The organism is Ulvibacter antarcticus (assembly GCF_003688405.1).
Taxonomy (GTDB): Bacteria; Bacteroidota; Bacteroidia; order Flavobacteriales; family Flavobacteriaceae; genus Ulvibacter; species Ulvibacter antarcticus.
The window spans coordinates 760,627-782,395 of sequence record NZ_REFC01000012.1 but is presented as its reverse complement, the minus strand read 5'-3'; the positions used below and the strand labels follow the sequence as shown (position 1 = coordinate 782,395).

Sequence of the window (21,769 nt, the reverse complement as noted above, 5' to 3'; positions counted from 1 at the left end):
TATGATACAAAAAATATTAGTAGCCAACAGAGGAGAGATTGCGCTTAGAGTTATGAAAACGGCTCAAAAAATGGGAATAAAAACGGTCGCAGTTTATTCTGAAGCAGATAGAAATGCACCGCATGTTCGTTTTGCCGATGAAGCAGTATTAATTGGCCCTCCGCCTTCGTCCGAATCTTACTTAAAAGGAGATAACATTATTAAGGTTGCATTAGAGTTAGGCGTGGATGCAATTCACCCCGGCTATGGGTTTTTAAGTGAGAACGCCGATTTCGCCGAAAAAGTGGAGGAAAGCGGAATGATCTTTATTGGACCAAAATCACACGCCATCCGTATAATGGGAAGTAAACTTGCTGCGAAGGAGGCCGTTAAAAATTACGATATTCCTATGGTCCCTGGGATCGATACAGCAGTTACTGATGTTGAAAAGGCTTCAGAAGTGGCAAATGAAATTGGCTTTCCTATTCTTATAAAAGCATCAGCTGGTGGGGGAGGAAAAGGGATGAGAATCGTTGAAAACGCTTCAGAAATAAAGGAACAAATGAAACGTGCTATTAGTGAGGCAGAAAATGCTTTTGGTGATGGTTCGGTATTTATTGAAAAGTATGTTGCCTCTCCGCGTCATATAGAAATACAGGTCTTAGCCGATACGCATGGAAATATTATCCATCTCTTCGAACGAGAGTGCAGTATTCAACGAAGACATCAAAAAGTTGTGGAGGAGGCTCCTTCCGTGGTACTTACGCCCGAATTGAGAAAGCAAATGGGAGATGCTGCTGTGAAAGTGGCAAAAGCATGTGATTATGTAGGAACAGGAACCGTTGAATTTTTATTGGATGAAAATCTGAACTTTTACTTTCTGGAAATGAATACTCGTCTGCAGGTGGAGCATCCTGTTACCGAATGGATCACCGGAATTGATCTTGTTGAACAGCAGATTAAGGTAGCCAACGGTGAAGTCCTTGAGTTTTCTCAGGATGATATTCAGATAAACGGACATGCGTTGGAATTGAGGGTGTATGCCGAAGATTCCTTAAATAACTTCATGCCGAGTGTGGGAACCTTAGAGCTCTATCGACCACCTTTCGGAGCTAATATTCGAATGGATGATGGTTTTGAAGAAGGTATGGAAGTGCCTATTTATTACGATCCCATGTTGTCTAAGCTGATCTGCTTCGGAAAGACTCGCAATGAGGCCATACAACGTATGATAGATGCTATTTCCAGTTTTGAAGTGAAAGGTGTTAGTACTACGCTACCCTTCGGAAAGTTTGTTTTTGAGCATGATGCATTCCGAAGTGGAAATTTTAATACACATTTCGTGAAGAATTACTATTCCGAAGAAAAAATGAAAGAACAACTAGAGGCTGAAGCGAAGATCGCTGCCAAAGTAGCTTTGTTTCAATATGTGAAGGACGCTCAAAAACTACGTCTTCCAAATCATTAATTAGATAATTACTATGAGTGATAATATTAAAAGTTTACAGAAAAAAATTGCTGAAGCACATCTGGGTGGCGGAGAAAAAAGAATTCAAAAACAACATGCAAAAAAGAAATTAACAGCAAGAGAAAGGGTTCAGTATCTACTCGATGAAGGCTCGTTTGAAGAAATGGGAATTCTGGTAACACACAGAACTACCGATTTCGATATGGATAAGGAAATCTATTATGGAGATGGTGTAGTTACCGGTTATGGTACTGTAGATGGGCGTTTAATTTATGTTTTCGCTCAGGATTTCACGGTTTTTGGAGGTGCATTATCTGAAACTCATGCCGAAAAGATTTGTAAAGTAATGGATCATGCAGTTCGTGTGGGTGCTCCATTGATCGGGTTAAACGATTCGGGAGGTGCGAGAATTCAGGAAGGAGTGCGATCGCTTGGTGGATATGCAGATATTTTTTATCGAAATGTGCAGGCATCAGGTGTGATTCCGCAGATATCAGCAATAATGGGACCCTGTGCCGGTGGAGCAGTATACTCACCTGCGATGACAGATTTTACCCTAATGGTTCAGGATAGTAGTTATATGTTTGTTACCGGTCCTAATGTGGTGAAGACCGTTACTAATGAAAATGTAACTTCGGAAGAATTAGGTGGAGCGAGAACACATGCTACTAAGAGTGGCGTAACTCATTTTACAGCTGCCAGTGATATTGTTTGTTTAAATCAAATAAAGCGATTGTTGAGTTATATACCGCAGAACAACAAGATCCTTACAGAAAAACTTCCTTATGAGCTTGGAGATGAATTGAGAGAGCAACTTGAAACCATCATTCCCGACTCCTCGAATAAGCCTTATGACATGCATGATGTTATAAAGGGAATTATTGACATAGATTCATTCTTTGAAGTCCATAAAGATTACGCCGAAAATATTATTGTTGGATTTGCAAGGTTAGGAGGTAGGAGTATAGGTATAGTTGCGAATCAGCCTATGAGTTTGGCGGGAGTTCTTGATGTAGATAGCTCGAGAAAGGCCGCGCGATTTACCAGATTCTGCGATTGTTTTAATATTCCGTTACTTGTATTAGTCGATGTGCCCGGATTTTTACCAGGAACAGATCAGGAATGGAATGGAATAATTCTAAACGGCGCAAAACTACTATATGCATTGAGTGAAGCAACAGTTCCTAGAGTAACTGTAATTACCCGTAAGGCTTATGGAGGCGCTTACGATGTTATGAACAGTAAACATATTGGTGCCGACATCAATTATGCCTGGCCAACCGCCGAAATTGCTGTAATGGGAGCGAAGGGAGCAAGTGAAATCATTTTTAGAAAAGAGATTGCTTCAGCTGAAAATCCGGAACTGAAACTTTCAGAAAAGGAAGCCGAATATGCCGAAAAGTTTGCAAATCCGTTCAAAGCAGCACAACGAGGTTTCATTGATGAGGTTATTCTTCCGAAGGAAACAAGACGGAAATTATTAAAAGCCTTCGCGATGCTAGAGACCAAAACAGTAGATTCTCCAAAAAGAAAACATGGGAATATTCCGTTGTAATATTAGTATCTAGTTTTATTGGTAATAGTATATTTGGATTTTAGAAGAAAGAAGAAAGAAGAAAGAAGCTGGAAGCTGGAAGTTGGAAGAGTAATTCGGGATGTGGCCCTTCGACAATTGCTCCGTTGTCACAATGCTCAGGGTAAACTGCACCACAGTTGGTTTATTCTAAAATATAATAATTCGGGATGTGGCCCCTCAACTATGCTCGGGACAGGCTGCCCCACAAAAGTGAAAAGGATATTAGATTAACTTAATTAGTAATATTATATTTTTGCAAACAATTTTAATTCGGGATGTGGCCCTTCGACAATAGCTCCTTTGTCACAATGCTCAGGGTAAACTGCACCACAGTTGGTTTATTCTAAAATATAATAATTCGGGATGTGGCCCCTCAACTATGCTCGGGACAGGCTGCCCCACAAAAGTGAAAAGGATATTAGATTAACTTAATTAGTAATATTATATTTTTGCAAACAATAGTAATTCGGGATGTGGCCCCTCGATAATAGCTCCTTTGTCGCTAAGCTCGGGACAGGCTGCCCCACATGAGTGAATATGAAATGAGATCAACTTAATTAGTCATATTATATTCTAGCAAATAATAGTAATTCGGGATGTGGCGCAGTCCGGTAGCGTACTTGGCTGGGGGTCAAGTGGTCGCAGGTTCAAATCCTGTCATCCCGACTGAATGTAAAATGATCCAGTGAAACTGGGTCATTTTTTATTTCCAAAAGTGTCAAAAGCAGCGCTTTTGTAAACGCATGGAAATAAAAAATGTGGACGCTGAAAGCGATCATTTTCCATTTGCAATGAGGGTTTATTAGGATTCTGCAAATCCATTTCTCTAAGTTTTTGTAAACGCATGGAAATAAAAAATGTGGACGCTGAAAGCGATCATTTTCCATTTGCAATGAGGGTTTATTAGGATTCTGCAAATCCATTTCTCTAAGTTTTTGTAAACGCATGGAAATAAAAAATGTGGACGCTGAAAGCGATCATTTTCCATTTGCAACGAGGGTTTATTGGGATTCTGTAAATCCATTTTTCTAAGTTTTTGTAAACGCATGGAAATAAAAAATGTGGACGCTGAAAGCGATCATTTTCCATTTGCAATGAGGGTTTATAAGGATTATGCAAATCCTGCAATTTAATTGGAATTATCACTGTGTCAAAAGCTCGGCTATTGTAAATGGTTGAAAAAAATGAATGTGCCTAACGCTGTTTTTACTTAACCCTAATCTGTCTTTGAGCTACAATAATAATACAGCGACCAAGTTTAGCTTGTTTATTTTAAGATTTTGGGGCTTGCTCTTAGTGGTTTTAAAAACATTATGAATCTTTTGATCTTTAGTCTTTAATTTCTTCTATGGGTAGTTTTCTTGCTGTGATATAAAGTTGTGATTACTAATCGATGGCTACATTTTAAAGTAGTAGTTGTTAAGTTTAAAACTTTACTTTCCAGTTTTTACAAAAAGTGTATTCAACGTTAGGCCTGTGAGTACTAAAATGATACCCGCTAAACTCCACATAGAATACTTTTCATCTAAAAATATGAGACCTAGTGACATTGTAAAAATAACCTCCAGATATTTTAACGGAGCCACAAAATTCGTCTGTTCCGACTGAAATGCCTTCGTCATAAAAAGCTGACCCACGTAACCGAACAAACCAAGGCTCAATAAAAAAAACCAATCTGTACCTTTAGGAGTTGTCCAATTTGAAAAGGTGAAAATTCCACTTACAATGGTCGCAATAACCATAAAATAATTTACAATTACTACTGGGTGATCACGGTCTCCGATCTTTCGAATAATTATAAATACCAGTCCACTGAAAATAGCAGAACCTAGAATGAAAAGCATTCCAAGACTATTTAAATCGTTGTCAAAACCTTTCATTAGTAATACTCCAAAAAAGGCGATTCCAATAAACAGCCATTGCAGAGGTTGAATTTTTTCTTTCAGAAAGAATAAGGCAAACAACATCGCAAAGATAGGGGAGGTGTACCTTAATGAAACTGCTGAGCCTAATTGCAATTCTTTAATTGCTGCAAAGAAGAGTCCTAATGAAATTAAACCTGCGAGTCCTCGTAGAATTAGTAAAGCTTTTTTATTGCCAAGTGGGGAGATGTTATAGCGCAATAGAAATCCGAGCGAGAATATAAGAGATCCTGAAGATCTGAAGAAGATTATTTGAGGTACATCAAATTGTTCAAGTTGTTTCACAAATACATTTAAGAAGGTAAATGCCAATGCACTTATAAACATGTAATACAGTGACTTTTTGAACATATGGTAGGATTAAACCGGCTAAAGAATCAAAAATAGATACATTTTAATAATTCTTTAAAGTAAAAATCAATTTATCTCGACAAGAAATTTTTCAAATGTATTAAAAGAAAATCGTTCTAGATTCTCTGCGGCTTCTGCTTCGAAAATTGGGATCGTTAAAACAGGAACGGAGAATTGATTATAGGGGCATTTATTCTTTTTATTCGTAATAACAATTGCGCCATCGATACTTCCATCACCAATATTCTTTAAGTATTCAATTTCCTTTTTTTCACTTTTGAAGGATTGAAAAACTAGAAGTCTATACCCAAGACAATCTGCTATTCTGTGAAAATAAAAAAGCAGATTTCCATAAAAAGGCACATTCACCTGAGGCAGAATAACTGCGACTGTATGACTCTTATTTTTTCTTAAACCAACGGCAAAACTATTAGGAACATAGTTGTGTTTCTTAGCAACTTCCACAACAATTTCTTTAGTTTTTAAACTAATATCTACCCTGTTATTAAGAGCTTTTGAGACTGTGGAAATAGAAAAGCCTGTTAAGTGCGACAATTCTTTTAAATTAATCGATGCATTTTTTTGGTTCATTTCTTTAATTCTGCAATTATCTCAAGAGAGGACTTTGTCAGTTCTCGGATTTTATTATAGTCATAATTTCCGCTCGCATCCTTTACAATTAATTTAGATCCCATACCAACACAAGTAACACCAGCCTTAAACCAACTTTCCAAATTTTCTTTGGTAGGTGATACACCACCTGTAGGCATAATACTTGTCCATTGACAAGGCCCTTTTATCGCTTTTACAAAATCGGGACCATAGATACCCCCGGGAAACAGTTTTACAATTTCGCAACCTAATTCCTCGGCTTTTGCAATTTCGGCTAAAGATCCACAACCTGGTGACCATAGCACTTTCCTACGATTGCAGACTAGCGCAATATCTTCTCTTAAAACAGGAGTTACAATAAAATTGGCACCTAAAGCCATGTATCTTGATGCAGCAGCCCCATCGGTTATAGAACCAACGCCTAGAATCATTCCAGGTAATTTTGATATTGCATATTTATTTAGTTCACTAAAAACATCTTCGGCAAAATCGCCTCTAGCAGTAAACTCTAATAATCGTGCTCCACCATTATATAAAGCATCTAATATTTTTTTGCAAATTGATATATCACTATCATAAAACAACGGAACTAAGCCCGTTTTAGTCATAATATTTGCAACATTAATTCTTGAGTGTTGTGCCATTGTATTGTGATTTATCTTGAGACTTTACCAGATTCGTCTCCACTTAGTAGTTTTTCAATTTCGTTGAGGGTAATTAAATTGTAATCACCAGATATAGTATGTTTTAAACAGCAAGCAGCCACTGCAATATTTAAAGCTCGTTGTTTGTCGTTGCTATCGTTTATCATTCCGTAGATTAATCCACCCATAAACGCGTCACCACTACCAACTCTATCAACTACAGGAGTTACTTCTTTAACATCTGCATTGAATATGTTTTTACCATCATATAATATACCGCCTATTCTTTGATGCGATGCGCTAACAGAGTATCTTAATGTGGTCGCAACAGTTTTTAAATTAGGGCATAATTTAAATAGTTCATCATATATAACAGGTAATGATTTTTCATTTTGATAGTTTGGCTTTACTTTAGGTTTTCCTAACATAAATAGAGCAGTGTCAATATCTCCTAAAATAATATTACTATATTTTAAAAGTTCTGGCATGATTTGATCTGGCTCCTTTCCGTATTGCCAAAGTTTAGATCTATAATTTAAATCTGAAGAAATTGTAACACCTAGTTTATGGGCAACTTTTATTGCTGCTAAACATTCTTCTGCGGCAGATTCAGAAATTGCAGGAGTAATACCACTCCAATGAAACCAAGTAACATCTTTTAATACAGACTCCCAGTTTATAGCTCCTTTTGTAATAGTTGCCATCGAACTATTTGCTCTATCATATACAACATTACTACCACGAGTTCCAGCACCTGTTTCAAGATAATAGATACCTAAACGGTCGCCACCATATATTACGTTTTCAGACTTCACGTTAAATTTACGCATCTCTTTTAACGCACAGGCTCCAATTTCATTATTAGGTAATCTTGTTATAAATTCAACGGGAATTCCATAATTTGCTAATGAAACTGCTACATTAAATTCTCCACCACCATAAGAAGCAGCAAAACTTTTGGCTTGAGAAAATCTTAAATGACGCTCTGTTGAGAGTCTTAACATGATTTCGCCAAATGTGACAACTTTACTCATTTTTTGAATTTTATTACTAAACTTCACTTTTTAAAAAGCCAAATAGCTTTATTATTTAATGTCTAATTTAAACTTAAAGAAGATACGTTAAATAATAAAACTACTTGACAATTAGATTATAATTTTAAATTCCTAACGCTTGTCCTCCACCAATTTGAATGGTTTCAGCTGTAATAAAAGCGGCATCTTTACTTGCTAAAAATGAAACAACAGAAGCTACATCTTCCGGTTGGCCTAAACGGCCCAACATAATATTATTTGCCCAAGATGCAAAAACTTCTGGCTTTGTCGCTTTAATTTGCGCATGAAATGGCGTGTCAATTGTACCAGGAGATACTGCATTAACTCTGATACCATATTCTGCTAGATCTTTTGCTAATGCTCTGGTTATTGCATGAACACCAGCTTTGGATGTACCATAGATTCCTGCTCCGGGACCTCCAGCAGTCCATCCTGCATTTGAAGTATAATTAATAATGGAAGGGTGCTCTCCCTTTTTAAGGTATGGTATTGCTGTTCTAGAAGCAAAAAATACTGAATCGAGATTCAGTGCCATTACAGATCTGTAAAACTCGGTGGTCATTTCTTCAAACCTAGATCTTCCACCTAAGCCACCAGCGTTATTAACAAGTAGATCAATTTTACCGTATTTTTTTCCAATCGCGTCTATGTTTGATGTTACATCTTCTTCATTTGTAACGTCGAAACCATAATATTCTGCAGTGATTCCTTCAGCCTTAAGCTCTTGTATTCTTTTAGCTCCTGCTTCGTTGTCGATACCATTTAAAACTACCGTATATCCATCATTTCCTAATCGCTGTGCTACTGCAAAACCAATTCCTCCTGTTGCTCCCGTTATTACAGCTACTTTTCCTTTTGCTTTACTCATATTTTTTATATTTATTCTATTGAATTATAATTGTTTTCTTTTTATTTATTTTCTACTGGCTCTATTTTTTTAATCAACGCGAAGATTGATATCACGGCCATTGGAGCTAGAATAGCGATTACTATAAATGCGGGTGTATATGATACAGAAGCAATAGATGGGATTAGTGAGTTCATTATGATTACAGAAACTGCCGCAACACTTCCTGCTAATCCTGCTAATGTACCAACTGATGGCCCTTTTAATAAATCACTTGATATTGTTTGGATATTCCCAATTGCGAATTGAAATCCGAAGAGAACTACAGCGACTATATATATGAATGTCATTGGATTATTTTCTGTTACTAAGAATATAATGCCTAGTAAGCCTAAAAAGATCAAGGTACACCCAATGGTAATTGTAATCTTTCTGGCCGCATCAACAGATTTTGTTTCCATTAATTTTCCTGAATACCAACCACCAATTATACTTCCTGCCATACCTCCTAAATAAGATATCCAGATAGTAGAACCAATTTCTTCTATACTGAATCCAAATTTTGAATTTAAATATAAGGGCATCCACCCAACAAATAGCCACCAAATAGGCTCAATAAAAAATCTAGAGGCTAGTACTCCCCAAGATTCCTTATAACTTAGAATTTGTACTACACTTAGTCCTTTTCCTTTCTTTACATCACATGCAGCTTTCTCAATTTGACTGTTCATGATAAGATTTCTTTCTTTCTCGGTAATCCAAGGATGAGATTCAGGAGTAGTCTTATTTATAAATAACCAGGGAATTACCCAAAGTATACCAATTGCTCCAATGATGATAAAAGTTGATCTCCAACCAAAATGGCCATATAAAAAAGCTATTAAAATCGGTGCAATAACGCTTCCTAATGAAGCACCAGCATTAAATATACCTTGTGCTATAGCCCGTTGTTTAACCGGAAACCATTCTCCATTACTTTTAACGGCTCCAGGCCAGTTTCCAGCTTCTCCTAAACCTAAAAGAGCTCTAAATAATGTCAATGAAAATAATCCTTTAGCGAATGCATGAAAGATAGATGCAACAGACCAAACAACAATTGATACTGTAAAGCCCATACGTGTTCCAATTATATCATATAATTTTCCTGATAAAAATTTTCCTAACGCATAGGTAACCATAAAGACGTTTAACATAACGGCATAGTCAGATTCGTCCATACCAAGGTCTTTACCCATCTCTGGCCACATCACCCCAAATGCTGTTCTATCAATATAATTTATAACCGTGGCTAAACAGATTAAAGATATAATCCACCATCTTAGTCCTTTTATTTTCATGATATTTCGTTAAATTAATTCACTCAATTCTTTAATTATTTGCACCTAATTTAGTTAAGGCATCAAACAGGTGTAATAGTTTGAAAATTCTTTGATTATTCGGGCAATAGGAAGCTTGTGTAGAAAAATGAGTCTACCACATAAATATAACCCCCCTCCAATATTTTTTAATTTGTTAGAAATTAAGCGTGCAACTTAATTCTCTAACATTCCAATTATACATTGTAACAATATTTGTATAGTTCTTTAAAATGTTCCTTCATTCTTTGTTTGGCCAACTGAGGATTCTGATCCTTAATAGCTTCATAAATTAAGCGGTGTTCTTCAATTCCGGAGTACGCCAAGGCAGCATCGCAGACATGATATTTTTCAAAATTTATAATTATTTCGGGTGTAATTATCAACATAAATGTATTCATTGTACTATTGCCACTTGCTTTGGCGATGGCTAAATGGAAGAGTAGATCTTCTTGTACAGCGTGTTCGCCTTTTTCAACTTTAGTAGCGTATGCTTCCAGAGCTTCTTTCATAATATCAAGATCTTCTTCCGTTCTTCTAATCGCCGCCAATCTTGAAGTTTTTAACTCTAAAAGAATTCTTGTTTCAACGAGTGATTTAAATTCTGGAACTTCAAGACGTAAAATGTCATCAATCATTCCGTTTAATGCAACTACTCCTATATTAGCAACAAAAGTTCCACTCTGTGGTATTGACCTGAGCAAGCCGTAGAATTCCAATTTCTGAATTGCTTCACGAATGGTACTTCTTGTAACTTCAAATTTTTCTGAAAGCGTTCGTTCGGAAGGTAGCTTATCTCCAGGCTCCAAATTCTTATGGTTAATAAGCTTTCGAATCTTATCAATTACTTCCTTCTGAAGTGTGCGTTTTTCAGTTGAATTAAGTATTTCGACTTTCATAGTCTTTATATTTTCAATAATTGGTTAACCAAACAATAAAATTTAAAGTTAGAAAAATCTTGTAAAACTGTATGGTTAACCTCTACATTTTTGTTTTTTCAACTAGCATACTCTTTATAATAAGTTTTACCGGCCCTTAACAAGGCCAGTAAAACTTTTAACGAATCTTGATTGGCTAATCAAACATTCGTTAATGAGACACCTTTATACTGTTATAATTAACTTTTGCAAATGCATCGGAATGATTAGTATCCAGGATTCTGAGTGATCACTTGATCACTCGCAAGAATTTCTGAGATTGGAACTGGAAACACATGATAATTGGGATTAATTGTTTCTCCCATTTCAGCGTCAACGGTACCTGTTCTAACTAAATCAAACCATCGATGTCCTTCAAAAGCCAACTCTAGTCTTCTTTCATCTTGAATAGCCTGTCTAACTAAAGCCTGAGTATTAATGACAGTATGATCCAGAGCAGCTAATCCAGCCCTAGTTCGTATAGGATCCAAAAGATTAAGTACATTCTCAGCGGAAGAACCATTTTCATTTAATGTTTCAGCATATAACAGAATAACATCTGCTAATCTCAGTTCTATCCAGTCGAAATCAGCTCCTCCTGATTGAGGATATTTAGGAGACGATAAAGTTGTTACATCAATAGTTACAGCTCTTCTTAAATCTCCAGGACTAGCATCAAATGCAGCAATTAAACGTGGATCTAAAGGATCTAAAGATTTGGTGTCAAGACCACCATACCATTCCCAAAACTCGGAAAAACCATATTCATCTACTACAGAACTAGATACTTGAGTTGCAAATATAATTTCTGAATTCAAATCTGTAACAAAAATATCAGCAAAGTTAGCCTCTAAACTAATCCCTGCGCCAGCAGCTCCGTTTACAACAGCAGCTAGAAGTGGTTGCGCGCTGCTATAATTCCCCATATGCATATATACTTTGCCTAATACGCCTTGTGCAGCAAGTTTTGATGCTCTACCATTAGTATTTGTGGTACCCAAAGCACTTATTGCATCTTGTAAATCAGGTATTATAACGGTACTATAAACATTAGCAGCCGGTTGTCTTGTTAAATCGAACGTAGGGATGTCGCCTATGTCTGGTGAAGTTAAAATAACAGTAACATCGCCAAACACTTGGACAAGTTTAAAGTAAGACAAAGCCCTAATAAATTTAGCTTCACCTACTTGAGTAGCATCCAATGAATTTTCGATTACGTTATTCGCGCTTAATATTGACCGGTATAAAGCCGTATATAAAGGGCCAAAAAATTGATCTTCCATCGCTGTTAAACCAGGACCGTAAACATCAAATTCAGTGTAAGGAGATTCTAACATTAAAGCATTATCTGCTCTGAAGTCTCCCATCACTCCCATTGGCGTAACAGAGCCAAGCTGATAGTAATATGCCGCATTCAAAACTCCTTCAAAATCTGTCAAAGAATCTGAACTAGCAATATTTGGTGGAGCTTCATCCAAATCCGTACTACATGACATTGTTAACAACAATGATCCTAAAAATAATATATATAATTTTTTCATTTTTTCCTTAATTTAAAAATTAACATTAAAACCAAACGTAAAGCTTCTAACAATTGGACTCGCACCTACTTGCACTCCATAGGTAGTAGGTCCTAAATAATCACTTTGCGTAATCTCTACACCTTCCGGATTATAAGAGGTATAATCGTCCCCCCAGACATACAACAAGTTAGTGGATGCAAGATATACCCTCGCCGAACTTATACCCACTTTATTAGTCAGTTCTGAATTAAGGGTATAACCTATAGTCAAGTTTCTTAAAGCTAAATAAGAAGCATCTTGTATCTGCGCATCTAGTTGATTATTTGAATCTAAATAGTACTCCCCATTATGATCGGCAATACCATCGTTATCTGCATCAAAACTATCACGTACTCTTCCACCAAATTCTGAATTATAGTAAATCGGGTCGACATTCCAAACTTCCCCTCCTTGGGTTCCTTGAAATTGGAACGACAAATCAAAACCCTTATAGTTTACTGTACTATTGAAACCATAGTAAAAATCTGGTGTATTTTGTCCTATTTTGACTAAATCTCCACCCTCTTCAACTGTTTTTGTTTTATCAATTACACCATCACCATTTTGATCAACGACGTAAAAAGCTGAACTATTAAGGCCAATAGCTCTTGTTGGGTCTTCTATAAAACTATCTTCAACTTGTCCAGTGGTTTCTAATCCCCACATTTCTCCAATTTCTCCACCTACATAATTTCTAAACACGGGACCTCTTCCACTTTGACCGTAAATTACATTAGGTAATTGATCTAGACCACCTAAATCTGTGATTTCTGTTTTCACTGTAGAGAAGTTGGCTCCAATATCCCATCTCAGATTATCTTGTCTCACAATGCCTGCGGTTAATTCAAGTTCTAAACCAGAACTTCTCACATCACCAGCGTTTACTCTATATGTAGAGGTACCGAAAACTTCAGATACACTTTGATTAATTAAGATGTCTTCAATATCAGATGTGTAGTAATCTGCACCAATTCTAATACGATTGTTTATAAAACCTAAATCAATTCCGTAGTTAGTCTCTGTATTTGTTTGCCAAGTTAAATTCGAGTTTGCTATATCCGACGGGATTAAATATCCAGTCCCTAACACCGTTGCTTGAGGGTTCAAAAGACTCAATGAATTGTATGCCCCTAAATCAGATGTAGATCCTAAAGACCCAGTACTAAACCTTGGTTTTAATAAACTCAAGAAGTCTAAGTTATAAAATGATTCTTTATGCACGTTCCATCCTAAAGAAATCGCCGGAAATGTAGCGTATCTTTCATTAGCCCCGAAACGAGAATCACCGTCTCTTCTCACAGATGCCGATAGCAAATAACGATCGTCAAAGGCATAGTTAATTCTTCCAAAAATGCTCCATCTTGAAATAGTCTCGTCTCTTTCACTTACAGTAATATCTGCCGGATCTAACAGGTTATAATTTACTATATCGGTAAATGGCACATTGGTTCCTGCTGTAGCGGTACCCCTGAAATAGATCTTTTGAAATTCAACTCCAGCTACCGCAGATATATCATGCTTACCAATTTCTTTTGCATAATTCAAAGTAGTTTCACTTAAAGTTGAAGTTTGTTTTATATTGGTTTCGTCTAAGGCAGTTTGATTAGTACGTGCCCTGGAATCAAACTCAAGTCCTCTCCAGAAATAGTCTTTGGTATCTCTAATATCAGCTCCTAGAACAACTTTTATATCCAAATCATTTAAGAGGCTGTACTGTAAAAATGTAGACACATTTGCGAAATAAGTTTTTTGATATCGGTCTGTGTTGTCAAGCTTCGTTGCAGGACCTGCATCTCCAGATCCTCCAATACCATTACCGCTTCTTCCATAATGCCAGTCTTGCGCCGTATCCCCAGGTTGTAGTGTATAGATGCTATTATTAAAAGGTGCATCACCTCCTCTATAACCATCGTCAAACGGATCAAGTCCCAAAGCCTGCGCTTGCTGATCCAATTGTTGAACAAATGCAATAGACGCTTCGGTATGGTAAATAGGACTAACGCTATAGGCTCTTAATAAATCTCTCTGGTCATGACCTACAATATCTCTATCTGCTGCAAATCCGTTGAAACTTAATCCTGTCTTGAACTTATCCCCCAATTCAGTATCGATATTTAAACGCGCATTAAGTCTTTCATAACCTTCAGTCCTTACAATACCATCTGTGTTTTGATAACCAATTGAAGCAAAATAATTTGATTTTTCAGTGCCCCCGCTATAGCTGAAGTCATGATTGGTACTATAACCACTTCCGTAAAGCCAATCTTCTACCGCTAAGACGTCAGGTGAATTTTTATAGGCATTTATCTTATAATTCACAAAGGCTGGATCCAATTCAGAAACATCGTACCTGCCACTAGCTATACCAGTTTCTAATGTGTTGGCCCATTCTCCAGCTGTCATATTTATTCTATCATTCTTATATTTATTTGATATGCTTGCATAGGCATTGTAACTAAAACTTGGTTTGCCCTCTTTTCCTTTTTTGGTGGTAACTAAAATAACCCCATTTGCTCCCCTAGAACCATAAATGGCAGCTGAAGCAGCATCTTTTAATACCTCAACACTTTCAATATCGTTTGGGTTAACAGTCGCTAAACTTCCTGAAATCGGATACCCATCCACAACAATCAGTGGATTTGAATTACCATTAATAGATGAAGCGGCTCTTATTTGGATTTTAGGATCTGCTCCCGGTGACCCATTCTGATTTTGAATCAATACACCCGCTAACTTACCTGCTAATGCTTCATCCACACGAGTAGCTTGAATTGCTGCAAGATCATCTCCTCCTACTTTAGCAATTGAACCTGTTACATGACTCTTTTTCTGTGTACCATAACCAACAACAACAACTTCATCTAAAGTGTTGGCGTCTTCAGTTAATGCAATTGAAAGGTTAGTTTGATCAGTAATTGTTACAATTTGAGTAACATAACCGATATAAGAAAATTGTAATTGATCGCCGCTTTTTACGTCAATTTCAAAATTTCCATCAAAATCTGTGCTTGCTCCTGTCGATGTGCCCAGAATAAGCACGTTAGCTCCTGGAATACCAAATTGGTCGACTACTGAAACTACAGTACCTTTTAGTTGGTAGTTGTCTTGCGCAATAATAACAATGCTACTAAAGAGCATCATAATTAAAGTTAGCTTCGTTTTTAAATTCATAATGAGATTTTTTAAGTTTTGGTTGTTTGCAAATGATAGGAACTTAAAAAGACAGTGGACCGATAAATGAATAAACAAATTCGTATTTTTGTGGCTCATGTTTTAATTAGTTACTACGTGAATTTTACTTCCCTCGAAAGAAGTATGATTTAAAAGGATAGGCGTGCACCTGTCCTTTTTTTTATGAGTATTCTTTTTGGTAAACCAAACTGGTTAACCACTTTGGTTTACCAAATATATTAAATTTTTGTTAACTCACAAGAAATTAATGAGTTAAATTTTAATTATTCCATGAAATCTTCCCGAATAGGGCTAAAAACATCAATAAGAACCCCGGCCTTCGTACAAATTGCCCCATGCATTATATGCGGTGGAATGTAGAATGAATCTCCTCCTTTAACCGTTTTAGTCTCATTTCCGATGGTTAATTCATATTCGCCACTTTCAACGTAAGTTACTTGTGAATGGTAATGTTCATGCATAACACCAATAGCGCCAACTTGAAAGTCAACTTTTACTAACATGATCTTATCGTCGTAACCCATTATTTTACGTTTAAGGCCTACTCCAACAACTTCCCAATCCATTTCATCGCCGAATATAAATTCTTTACTTGATCCAAATGTTTTCATAATAATAGTTTTGTTTTTATTTGAAATAATAAGCACCTGTCCATTGATGCATTATGTTATTTATTTTAATCGTGTGATTTTTTTCCTTTGAAGCATCTTTATTCGACATAATAAATAATCGGGTACTGCCATTTAAATCCGTAATACTTATACCCATATATTCTTCGGAAGAGAATACGACTTCCAAATCGGCGATATTAGAATTTGAATTTAATGCGAATTCAGACACAGGGCTATAACTACCATGTGATTCGATCGTGCTTGCAAATACAGTGTTTTTTGAATTCTTCCTCCGTATCATAAATCCGGCATCTCTTCTTAGATTAAATTCCGGGTCATTAGCTCCAATTCTAGTAAATAGTATTTGATCTGCTTTATTTGTTGCTGAAGTTAATGAGTAAAAGTTACCATGATTTAACCAAGACAGTTTTGTATTCTCTTCCGAAGCATTACCTATCCCTTCAACATAAAGATGTTCATATCCGTTTGCGCCCCCAAGTTTCTTTAGTGTTTGATGAGTTTTATAGTCAACATTGGTTTTTATAACCTGACCCATAAAATAGTAGGGTAGATCGTATTGATTCGTTGTATTGGAAGTTACCTGCATAAGGTCCAGCACATAAGGTTTTTCAAAATTTTCGTCTTTTATCATTACCAATGTGCGCTGCATTTGAGTCCCCGGATAAGCGTTGTTTTCTTTGGCACTTACCACTTGAATGGCTTCATTTGCAACATCAAAAAGATATAATTCTGAAAAATGTTTACTGCCAATTTCATATTTCCCCTCAAAATGCGAAGTTTCATTCTGAATTAATGTATTATGGGCAATCGTCTGTTTTGCCCAACTAGAGTTTGCCTGTAAATAGTTACCTCCTCCTTTTTGTTCGATATTGACAAAACGAACCAAACCGTAATCCTGAAGTATCTCGTCTCCTTTTTCATAAAGTGAAAAAGATAACTTATCGTAATGACCGTGACTCAATCCTTGGGCTGCATACTTAAAAACGAGGGTCATATCTTCATTACCATATCTCAAAATACCAACGCCTCCTTGTTTGCCATCTGAACCATCTGAAAGATTGATTGATTTTTTATTAAATGGTTTTGCTTCACCATTTTTTAATCCCAATGCTACAGACAAACCTGAATCATCTAATAATACATTATTTTGTTTTTCGGCAATGCTTAGAAGTCCTGGATGATGTCCTCCATAATGATATGCAATATCCACTGCCGTAACCAACTCTCTTGAAAAATATGACATTCCTTTTTGACCATCATTAAGTGGAAAAAACTCACCGTCTGCATCAGAAAGATTTAAAAGAGCATCCACCGATTTTAGCAGCACACTATCTTTGTGCTGAAATATCTTCAGTTCCGGTTTTACATTTTGTAAACCTTCAGCGAAAATTAAAAATGGATACATCGCATAACGCTGATAATAGGGGCCTTCAGTATAATAACCGTCGGGTGAAAAAGGTTCTTCCAAATTGGCTATGAAACCTGCTTTTCCATCTTTACTTTTAATAAAGCCTCCATCATTATCTTTTGCATTAGGATCCAAACCGTCGTGCTTTATTCCATAGAGTGCACGTTCTATTAATTCTTCATCATTCATCACTAAACCAATCATACCAACTGCGGCATTTCCCCATGTACTGTGGTTGTGAATGCGATTGTAAAACTGTGGATTCTCTATTGAAATAAAATCGGCGAAAGGTCTAAAGAGATTCTTTTCTAATGTTTCACGTTCTTCAGCAGTTAAATAATTATAAATACAGTCATAAGCCTGACTAACATATACCAGCCAATTTGAATCGTTTAAACATTGCCAAAACAATTTACCTCTGGCGTAAGATCGCGTTTGAGGATGAATAGGTAATGTTTTATACATTGCTTCATACTGAAAGAGCATATCACGAACATACTTTGCATATTTCTGATCGTCTAAAATCTGATATAAAATTCCTGCTTTTTGAAGAATAAGAAAGTTTTTCTTATGACGAGTATGAGTATAACCTCCTGAAAAATCTTTCGGAATAGGTACTTCTATTCCAGATGCAATTTCAGTATCCACTTCATTTTTTACAGCTTCAAGAGAGGCATCGAAAATGGGAATACTTCCTAGATTCGCTTTTATTTTTTCTACACCTGCGCTAGTTATAATCAAAGAGGGGTGTGCATTATTTGATATTTCCGAAGCAGAAGAAGAAAGTGTTGGGGACGACACTTTATCTTCTGCACAGGAAATAAATATCAATAATGTTGAGATAATTATTATTAGAGTATTATAGTTACTAACTATTCTCATTCAAAGAATTTTAATTGGTTAACCAGATTGGTTAACCAAATATACACATATTATATTACTAACCAAGCATTTACACATTTAGTTTATTATAAATTGAGCTTAGAACATAAATATTCAACTGTTGTTCACACATAATTTGACTAGAATTACATATTGTAGACGCCGCCATTGATGTCTAATGTCGCACCGGTAATAAACCCGTCGTATTCGGATGCCAGATATACAACTGCTCGTGCTACATCAGCTGCGTTGCCCGCTCTTTGAATTGGAATTCCGGCCGTTGTTGCAGTCGCTGATTCATTCGTAGTATGTGTATTGTGAAATGAAGTTCCAAGGATAAGACCTGGAGACACTGCGTTGACTCGGATACCTTGGGGTCCCAATTCTGACGAGAGGGCTCGTGTTAGGGTTAGGATAGCACCTTTACTTGTAGAATAAGCTAATGATCCAGGATGGCCCCCTTTACGCCCAGCAAGTGATGCCAAATTCACTATACTGCTGTGATCATTTTTTGCTAAATATGGAGCCGCTGCTCGCGTCACAAACATCATGGATGTAAGATTGATATCCATTACTTTATGCCAAAACTCAGTCTCCATTTCGCTTAACATTTTACGCGCAACTAGTGAACCTGCGTTGTTGATTAGTATATCTAATCCACCAAATGCTTCTACCGTTTTTTTTACTATCGCATTCGCATCAGTTTCTTTTGTTAAGTCACCAGCTATTGCAACCGCTTTTTGCCCTTTGCCGTTTGCATATTCAATTAATTGATTTGCAGTTTCGGCACTGGAAAAATAATGAATGGCAACATTAGCACCGCTATCAATAAAATGCCTTGTAATCGACTCTCCAATTCCTTGAGCACCAGCGGTTATTAGAACATTTTTGCCAGCTAATTTATTATTGTTTATCATCTTATTGCTGAATTAATCGGTTTAATCATTTTTGGTGAAATATCCTTCATTGGATACGGCCGCATCACTTACAGAGATCGTTGCTGTTTTAAACCATACCTCTGCGTAGTTACCATCTGCATATTGTTTTTGAAGATTGCCACCATGTGTTTCAGCACCAGAACACCAGTTCATATTTTCATCGGGAGACTTTCCATTGGTTTGATTGTAAGCGCCAAGCTTAAAAAAACAACCTTCACCAGCGTAGGCATTTTTACGTTCAACTCCGTCTTGACCAATTGGCACAAATAATTTTTGTGTTTGATCTGGTATATCTGCAGTTGTTGTATATTCAGATTCGATTAAGTTTTTTGTAAACGATTTTGTTTCATGACCTTCACTACTAAATTTTAAGGTCATAATACCATCCTTAACTTCGACTTCATAATTAAATTCTTCCCCTAAAGTTATACCGTCATTAGGTTCTTCCGGATAGGTCTTTGCATCAGTACCAACTACAGAAAAGTCATGGCCCCAAACAGCCGTGGAATAATCCCATCTTCCAGAATTATCATCACCTTCTGTATTGATTTCATAATGCCAAAAAACTGAGCCTTTGGAATGGCCGGGGAATTTCTTATAAAATATTTTAAGTGGTTCGTTTTCATGTAAATCTGCACTATGAATCTGACCTACAACGACAGCGTATGAAGCCGCTACACGTGCATCACCAGTCGCAGATACATTCATTACCTTAAGTGTAGCTGTTAATTTATCATTAGCAGTTTTGGGATACCATTTTTTTACTTGCGCCAATTCGGTTCTTGTATTGTTTGAAGTTCCATGTGTGTCTCCACCATTTGGAGACTTAAATACAACCCAATCGCTTTTGCCATCATTTGTGGTGAAAAAGAAATCTGTATTTTCAAAATTGTTTGCAATACCAGCATTTGTACCATCACCTAAAATTAATTTCCAATGATCAAAAAATGGAATAACATCACTTGCATAAACTGTTTTTGCAATTTCTTTTTTGTTTGGTTCCTTCGCTTCATTTTTACAACTACTTAATATTATGAGAAGAGTAAGAATTATGAACGTTGCTGATGATGTAATCGTTTTTTTAGTCATTTGTATATTATTTGGTTTCATATTTTTCATCTTTAATTAGTTATCAGAAATATTCCAGAAGTGCTACTATACCATTGTATGAAATCACTAATGAAAAGAAAAGCGCAGCATACAAGCCCATATAAACACCTACGCTAGTGGTATAATCTTTCATTACTTTTTTACTGCTTAGCATAAGAATAATACCTAGTACTACAACTGGAAGCACAAACACATTAAAAACTTGGGATAGAATTTGGACTTCAATAGGATTTGCTCCAAAGGCAGGGCCAATTAAAGCCACCAGACATGCAATTGCAGTGATAATTCTAAACTGACGAGAATTGGTGTCTAAGGTTCCCGATTGATAATCAGCAACCAGTAACGGCGCTATTAATAAACAAGGAAATATTGATGATAAGCCTGCGCTTAATGCTCCAAAAAAGAAAATAGTAACAGCCCATTTACCAGCTACCGGCTCTAAAGTATTTGCCATATCAAGTACTTGAGTCACCTCCTTACCTTGATAAAACAAAGCGCCAGCGGCTACTGCCATAATAACTCCACTAATTACAAAAATTAGAATGGCAGCAGTAATGGAGTCTCTTTTTTGTTGCTTTAAATTTTTGATAGTCCATCCTTTTCCTTTTACAAATAAGGGTCGTGATAGAAAAGTAGCCGAAGCCATAGTGGTGCCAACAAATGCGGCAACTAACATTTTACCACCCGGAACATCAGGTATCGTTGGTATTAATCCTTTTACAACATCTAAAGGAAGTGGCTGCACAAAGCATAATGACAATATAAACGAGAAACCCATTAGGGTTACAAATATGACGAGTATCTTTTCAAAAAAAGTGTACTTACCGACTAGCATTAGTAAGTAAAAAGTAATAATTATTACAATTGCAATTATTAGAACGGTTTCATATTTATAAGCACCTAATCCATTAAAATTAACTGCCAGTATTTCATATATAATATTTGATGAAATCCCTAAAATACCCATTAGTGAATTCCATTGTCCAAACGTAATTCCTATAATTATTAATATCGCTAAAACCTTCCCGTATTTTAAATGTTTTTTAAACCCAAAAAGTGCTGTTTCACCTGTTAGTAACGCGTAATTTCCATAAGCAAACATTAAAATTCCTGAGAAAATACAGCTTAATAAAAGCACCCATAATAATTGCATATTAAATTTACTTCCTGCAACAATCATAGAGGTTACGCTGCCTGTACCAATGGTGTAGCCAATTGCAAAAATACCAGGACCAAAACCCAAGATTAGCGCTATAACTTTCTTCAGAAATGATTTATTAGTCTTAGACGCTTCCATAATATTAGTTTATTGGCTTGTT

At 36.3% G+C, this 21,769-nt stretch carries 16 protein-coding genes and 1 tRNA gene; 3 read left to right on the top strand and 14 right to left on the bottom strand.

Translation table 11 applies throughout. The features are described 5' to 3' along the window. Window positions 1-4: 4 nt before the first annotated feature. The 3 genes from accC to BXY75_RS08365 all read left to right on the top strand — a co-directional run bounded on the left by accC (window position 5) and on the right by BXY75_RS08365 (window position 3,689). Window positions 5-1,447: an acetyl-CoA carboxylase biotin carboxylase subunit gene (gene accC, locus BXY75_RS08375; protein WP_121907396.1), complete on the top strand. Its 1,443-nt coding sequence runs from the start codon at window positions 5-7 to the stop codon at window positions 1,445-1,447. Window positions 1,448-1,460: 13 nt separating this feature from the next. Then, complete coding sequence (locus BXY75_RS08370; protein ID WP_121907253.1) at window positions 1,461-3,002, top strand: acyl-CoA carboxylase subunit beta; 1,542 nt, start codon at window positions 1,461-1,463, stop codon at window positions 3,000-3,002. 613 nt (window positions 3,003-3,615) lie between these two features. Further along, window positions 3,616-3,689: transfer RNA gene (locus BXY75_RS08365), tRNA-Pro, on the top strand. Between the two features lie 767 nt (window positions 3,690-4,456). On the opposite strand, the gene BXY75_RS08360 is transcribed toward BXY75_RS08365, so the two are convergent. From BXY75_RS08360 to BXY75_RS08295, 14 genes are all read right to left on the bottom strand, one after another. Next, a complete protein-coding gene (locus BXY75_RS08360; protein WP_245962942.1) occupies window positions 4,457-5,296 on the bottom strand; it encodes a DMT family transporter in 840 nt (279 codons plus the stop codon). 66 nt (window positions 5,297-5,362) lie between these two features. After that, the gene (locus tag BXY75_RS08355; RefSeq protein ID WP_121907251.1) at window positions 5,363-5,887 is read right to left on the bottom strand and encodes a LacI family DNA-binding transcriptional regulator; all 525 of its coding nucleotides are present in this window, start codon (window positions 5,885-5,887) and stop codon (window positions 5,363-5,365) included. Beyond that, window positions 5,884-6,552, bottom strand: coding sequence for a bifunctional 4-hydroxy-2-oxoglutarate aldolase/2-dehydro-3-deoxy-phosphogluconate aldolase (locus BXY75_RS08350; protein ID WP_121907250.1), 669 nt, complete (start codon window positions 6,550-6,552; stop codon window positions 5,884-5,886). Before BXY75_RS08350 ends, BXY75_RS08355 begins: the two co-directional genes overlap by 4 nt. Before the next feature lie 11 nt (window positions 6,553-6,563). Continuing rightward, window positions 6,564-7,586: a sugar kinase gene (locus tag BXY75_RS08345; RefSeq protein WP_121907249.1), complete on the bottom strand. Its 1,023-nt coding sequence runs from the start codon at window positions 7,584-7,586 to the stop codon at window positions 6,564-6,566. A gap of 124 nt (window positions 7,587-7,710) precedes the next feature. Next, window positions 7,711-8,475, bottom strand: a complete 765-nt coding sequence (locus tag BXY75_RS08340) for an SDR family NAD(P)-dependent oxidoreductase (RefSeq protein WP_121907248.1) — start codon at window positions 8,473-8,475, stop codon at window positions 7,711-7,713. A gap of 41 nt (window positions 8,476-8,516) precedes the next feature. After that, entirely contained in the window at window positions 8,517-9,791 is a 1,275-nt protein-coding gene (locus tag BXY75_RS08335; RefSeq protein ID WP_121907247.1) for an MFS transporter, read from the bottom strand. A gap of 215 nt (window positions 9,792-10,006) precedes the next feature. Beyond that, a complete protein-coding gene (locus tag BXY75_RS08330; RefSeq protein ID WP_121907246.1) occupies window positions 10,007-10,708 on the bottom strand; it encodes a FadR/GntR family transcriptional regulator in 702 nt (233 codons plus the stop codon). A gap of 245 nt (window positions 10,709-10,953) precedes the next feature. Then, complete coding sequence (locus BXY75_RS08325; RefSeq protein WP_245962941.1) at window positions 10,954-12,222, bottom strand: RagB/SusD family nutrient uptake outer membrane protein; 1,269 nt, start codon at window positions 12,220-12,222, stop codon at window positions 10,954-10,956. A 57-nt stretch (window positions 12,223-12,279) separates the two neighbouring features. Continuing rightward, window positions 12,280-15,459, bottom strand: coding sequence for a SusC/RagA family TonB-linked outer membrane protein (locus tag BXY75_RS08320; RefSeq protein ID WP_121907244.1), 3,180 nt, complete (start codon window positions 15,457-15,459; stop codon window positions 12,280-12,282). Window positions 15,460-15,743: 284 nt separating this feature from the next. Beyond that, window positions 15,744-16,091: a cupin domain-containing protein gene (locus tag BXY75_RS08315; protein WP_121907395.1), complete on the bottom strand. Its 348-nt coding sequence runs from the start codon at window positions 16,089-16,091 to the stop codon at window positions 15,744-15,746. Between the two features lie 16 nt (window positions 16,092-16,107). After that, a complete protein-coding gene (locus BXY75_RS08310; protein WP_121907243.1) occupies window positions 16,108-18,402 on the bottom strand; it encodes an alginate lyase family protein in 2,295 nt (764 codons plus the stop codon). A 146-nt stretch (window positions 18,403-18,548) separates the two neighbouring features. Beyond that, window positions 18,549-19,319, bottom strand: a complete 771-nt coding sequence (locus BXY75_RS08305) for an SDR family NAD(P)-dependent oxidoreductase (RefSeq protein ID WP_121907242.1) — start codon at window positions 19,317-19,319, stop codon at window positions 18,549-18,551. A 21-nt stretch (window positions 19,320-19,340) separates the two neighbouring features. Continuing rightward, on the bottom strand, window positions 19,341-20,429 hold the full coding sequence (locus BXY75_RS08300) for a polysaccharide lyase family 7 protein (RefSeq protein ID WP_121907394.1): 1,089 nt from the start codon (window positions 20,427-20,429) through the stop codon (window positions 19,341-19,343). Between the two features lie 43 nt (window positions 20,430-20,472). Then, on the bottom strand, window positions 20,473-21,747 hold the full coding sequence (locus tag BXY75_RS08295; protein WP_121907241.1) for an Nramp family divalent metal transporter: 1,275 nt from the start codon (window positions 21,745-21,747) through the stop codon (window positions 20,473-20,475). Between the last annotated feature and the right edge of the window lie 22 nt (window positions 21,748-21,769).

What these genes read in the sequence shown, in the direction of transcription:
- BXY75_RS08370 (WP_121907253.1), top strand. Translation starts at nt 1,461, where the DNA reads ATGAGTGATAATATTAAAAGTTTACAGAAAAAAATTGCTGAAGCACAT.
- BXY75_RS08360 (WP_245962942.1), bottom strand. Translation starts at nt 5,296, where the DNA reads ATGTTCAAAAAGTCACTGTATTACATGTTTATAAGTGCATTGGCATTT.
- BXY75_RS08355 (WP_121907251.1), bottom strand. Translation starts at nt 5,887, where the DNA reads ATGAACCAAAAAAATGCATCGATTAATTTAAAAGAATTGTCGCACTTA.
- BXY75_RS08350 (WP_121907250.1), bottom strand. Translation starts at nt 6,552, where the DNA reads ATGGCACAACACTCAAGAATTAATGTTGCAAATATTATGACTAAAACG.
- BXY75_RS08345 (WP_121907249.1), bottom strand. Translation starts at nt 7,586, where the DNA reads ATGAGTAAAGTTGTCACATTTGGCGAAATCATGTTAAGACTCTCAACA.
- BXY75_RS08340 (WP_121907248.1), bottom strand. Translation starts at nt 8,475, where the DNA reads ATGAGTAAAGCAAAAGGAAAAGTAGCTGTAATAACGGGAGCAACAGGA.
- BXY75_RS08335 (WP_121907247.1), bottom strand. Translation starts at nt 9,791, where the DNA reads ATGAAAATAAAAGGACTAAGATGGTGGATTATATCTTTAATCTGTTTA.
- BXY75_RS08330 (WP_121907246.1), bottom strand. Translation starts at nt 10,708, where the DNA reads ATGAAAGTCGAAATACTTAATTCAACTGAAAAACGCACACTTCAGAAG.
- BXY75_RS08325 (WP_245962941.1), bottom strand. Translation starts at nt 12,222, where the DNA reads ATGTCATGTAGTACGGATTTGGATGAAGCTCCACCAAATATTGCTAGT.
- BXY75_RS08320 (WP_121907244.1), bottom strand. Translation starts at nt 15,459, where the DNA reads ATGAATTTAAAAACGAAGCTAACTTTAATTATGATGCTCTTTAGTAGC.
- BXY75_RS08315 (WP_121907395.1), bottom strand. Translation starts at nt 16,091, where the DNA reads ATGAAAACATTTGGATCAAGTAAAGAATTTATATTCGGCGATGAAATG.
- BXY75_RS08310 (WP_121907243.1), bottom strand. Translation starts at nt 18,402, where the DNA reads ATGAGAATAGTTAGTAACTATAATACTCTAATAATAATTATCTCAACA.
- BXY75_RS08305 (WP_121907242.1), bottom strand. Translation starts at nt 19,319, where the DNA reads ATGATAAACAATAATAAATTAGCTGGCAAAAATGTTCTAATAACCGCT.
- BXY75_RS08300 (WP_121907394.1), bottom strand. Translation starts at nt 20,429, where the DNA reads ATGACTAAAAAAACGATTACATCATCAGCAACGTTCATAATTCTTACT.
- BXY75_RS08295 (WP_121907241.1), bottom strand. Translation starts at nt 21,747, where the DNA reads ATGGAAGCGTCTAAGACTAATAAATCATTTCTGAAGAAAGTTATAGCG.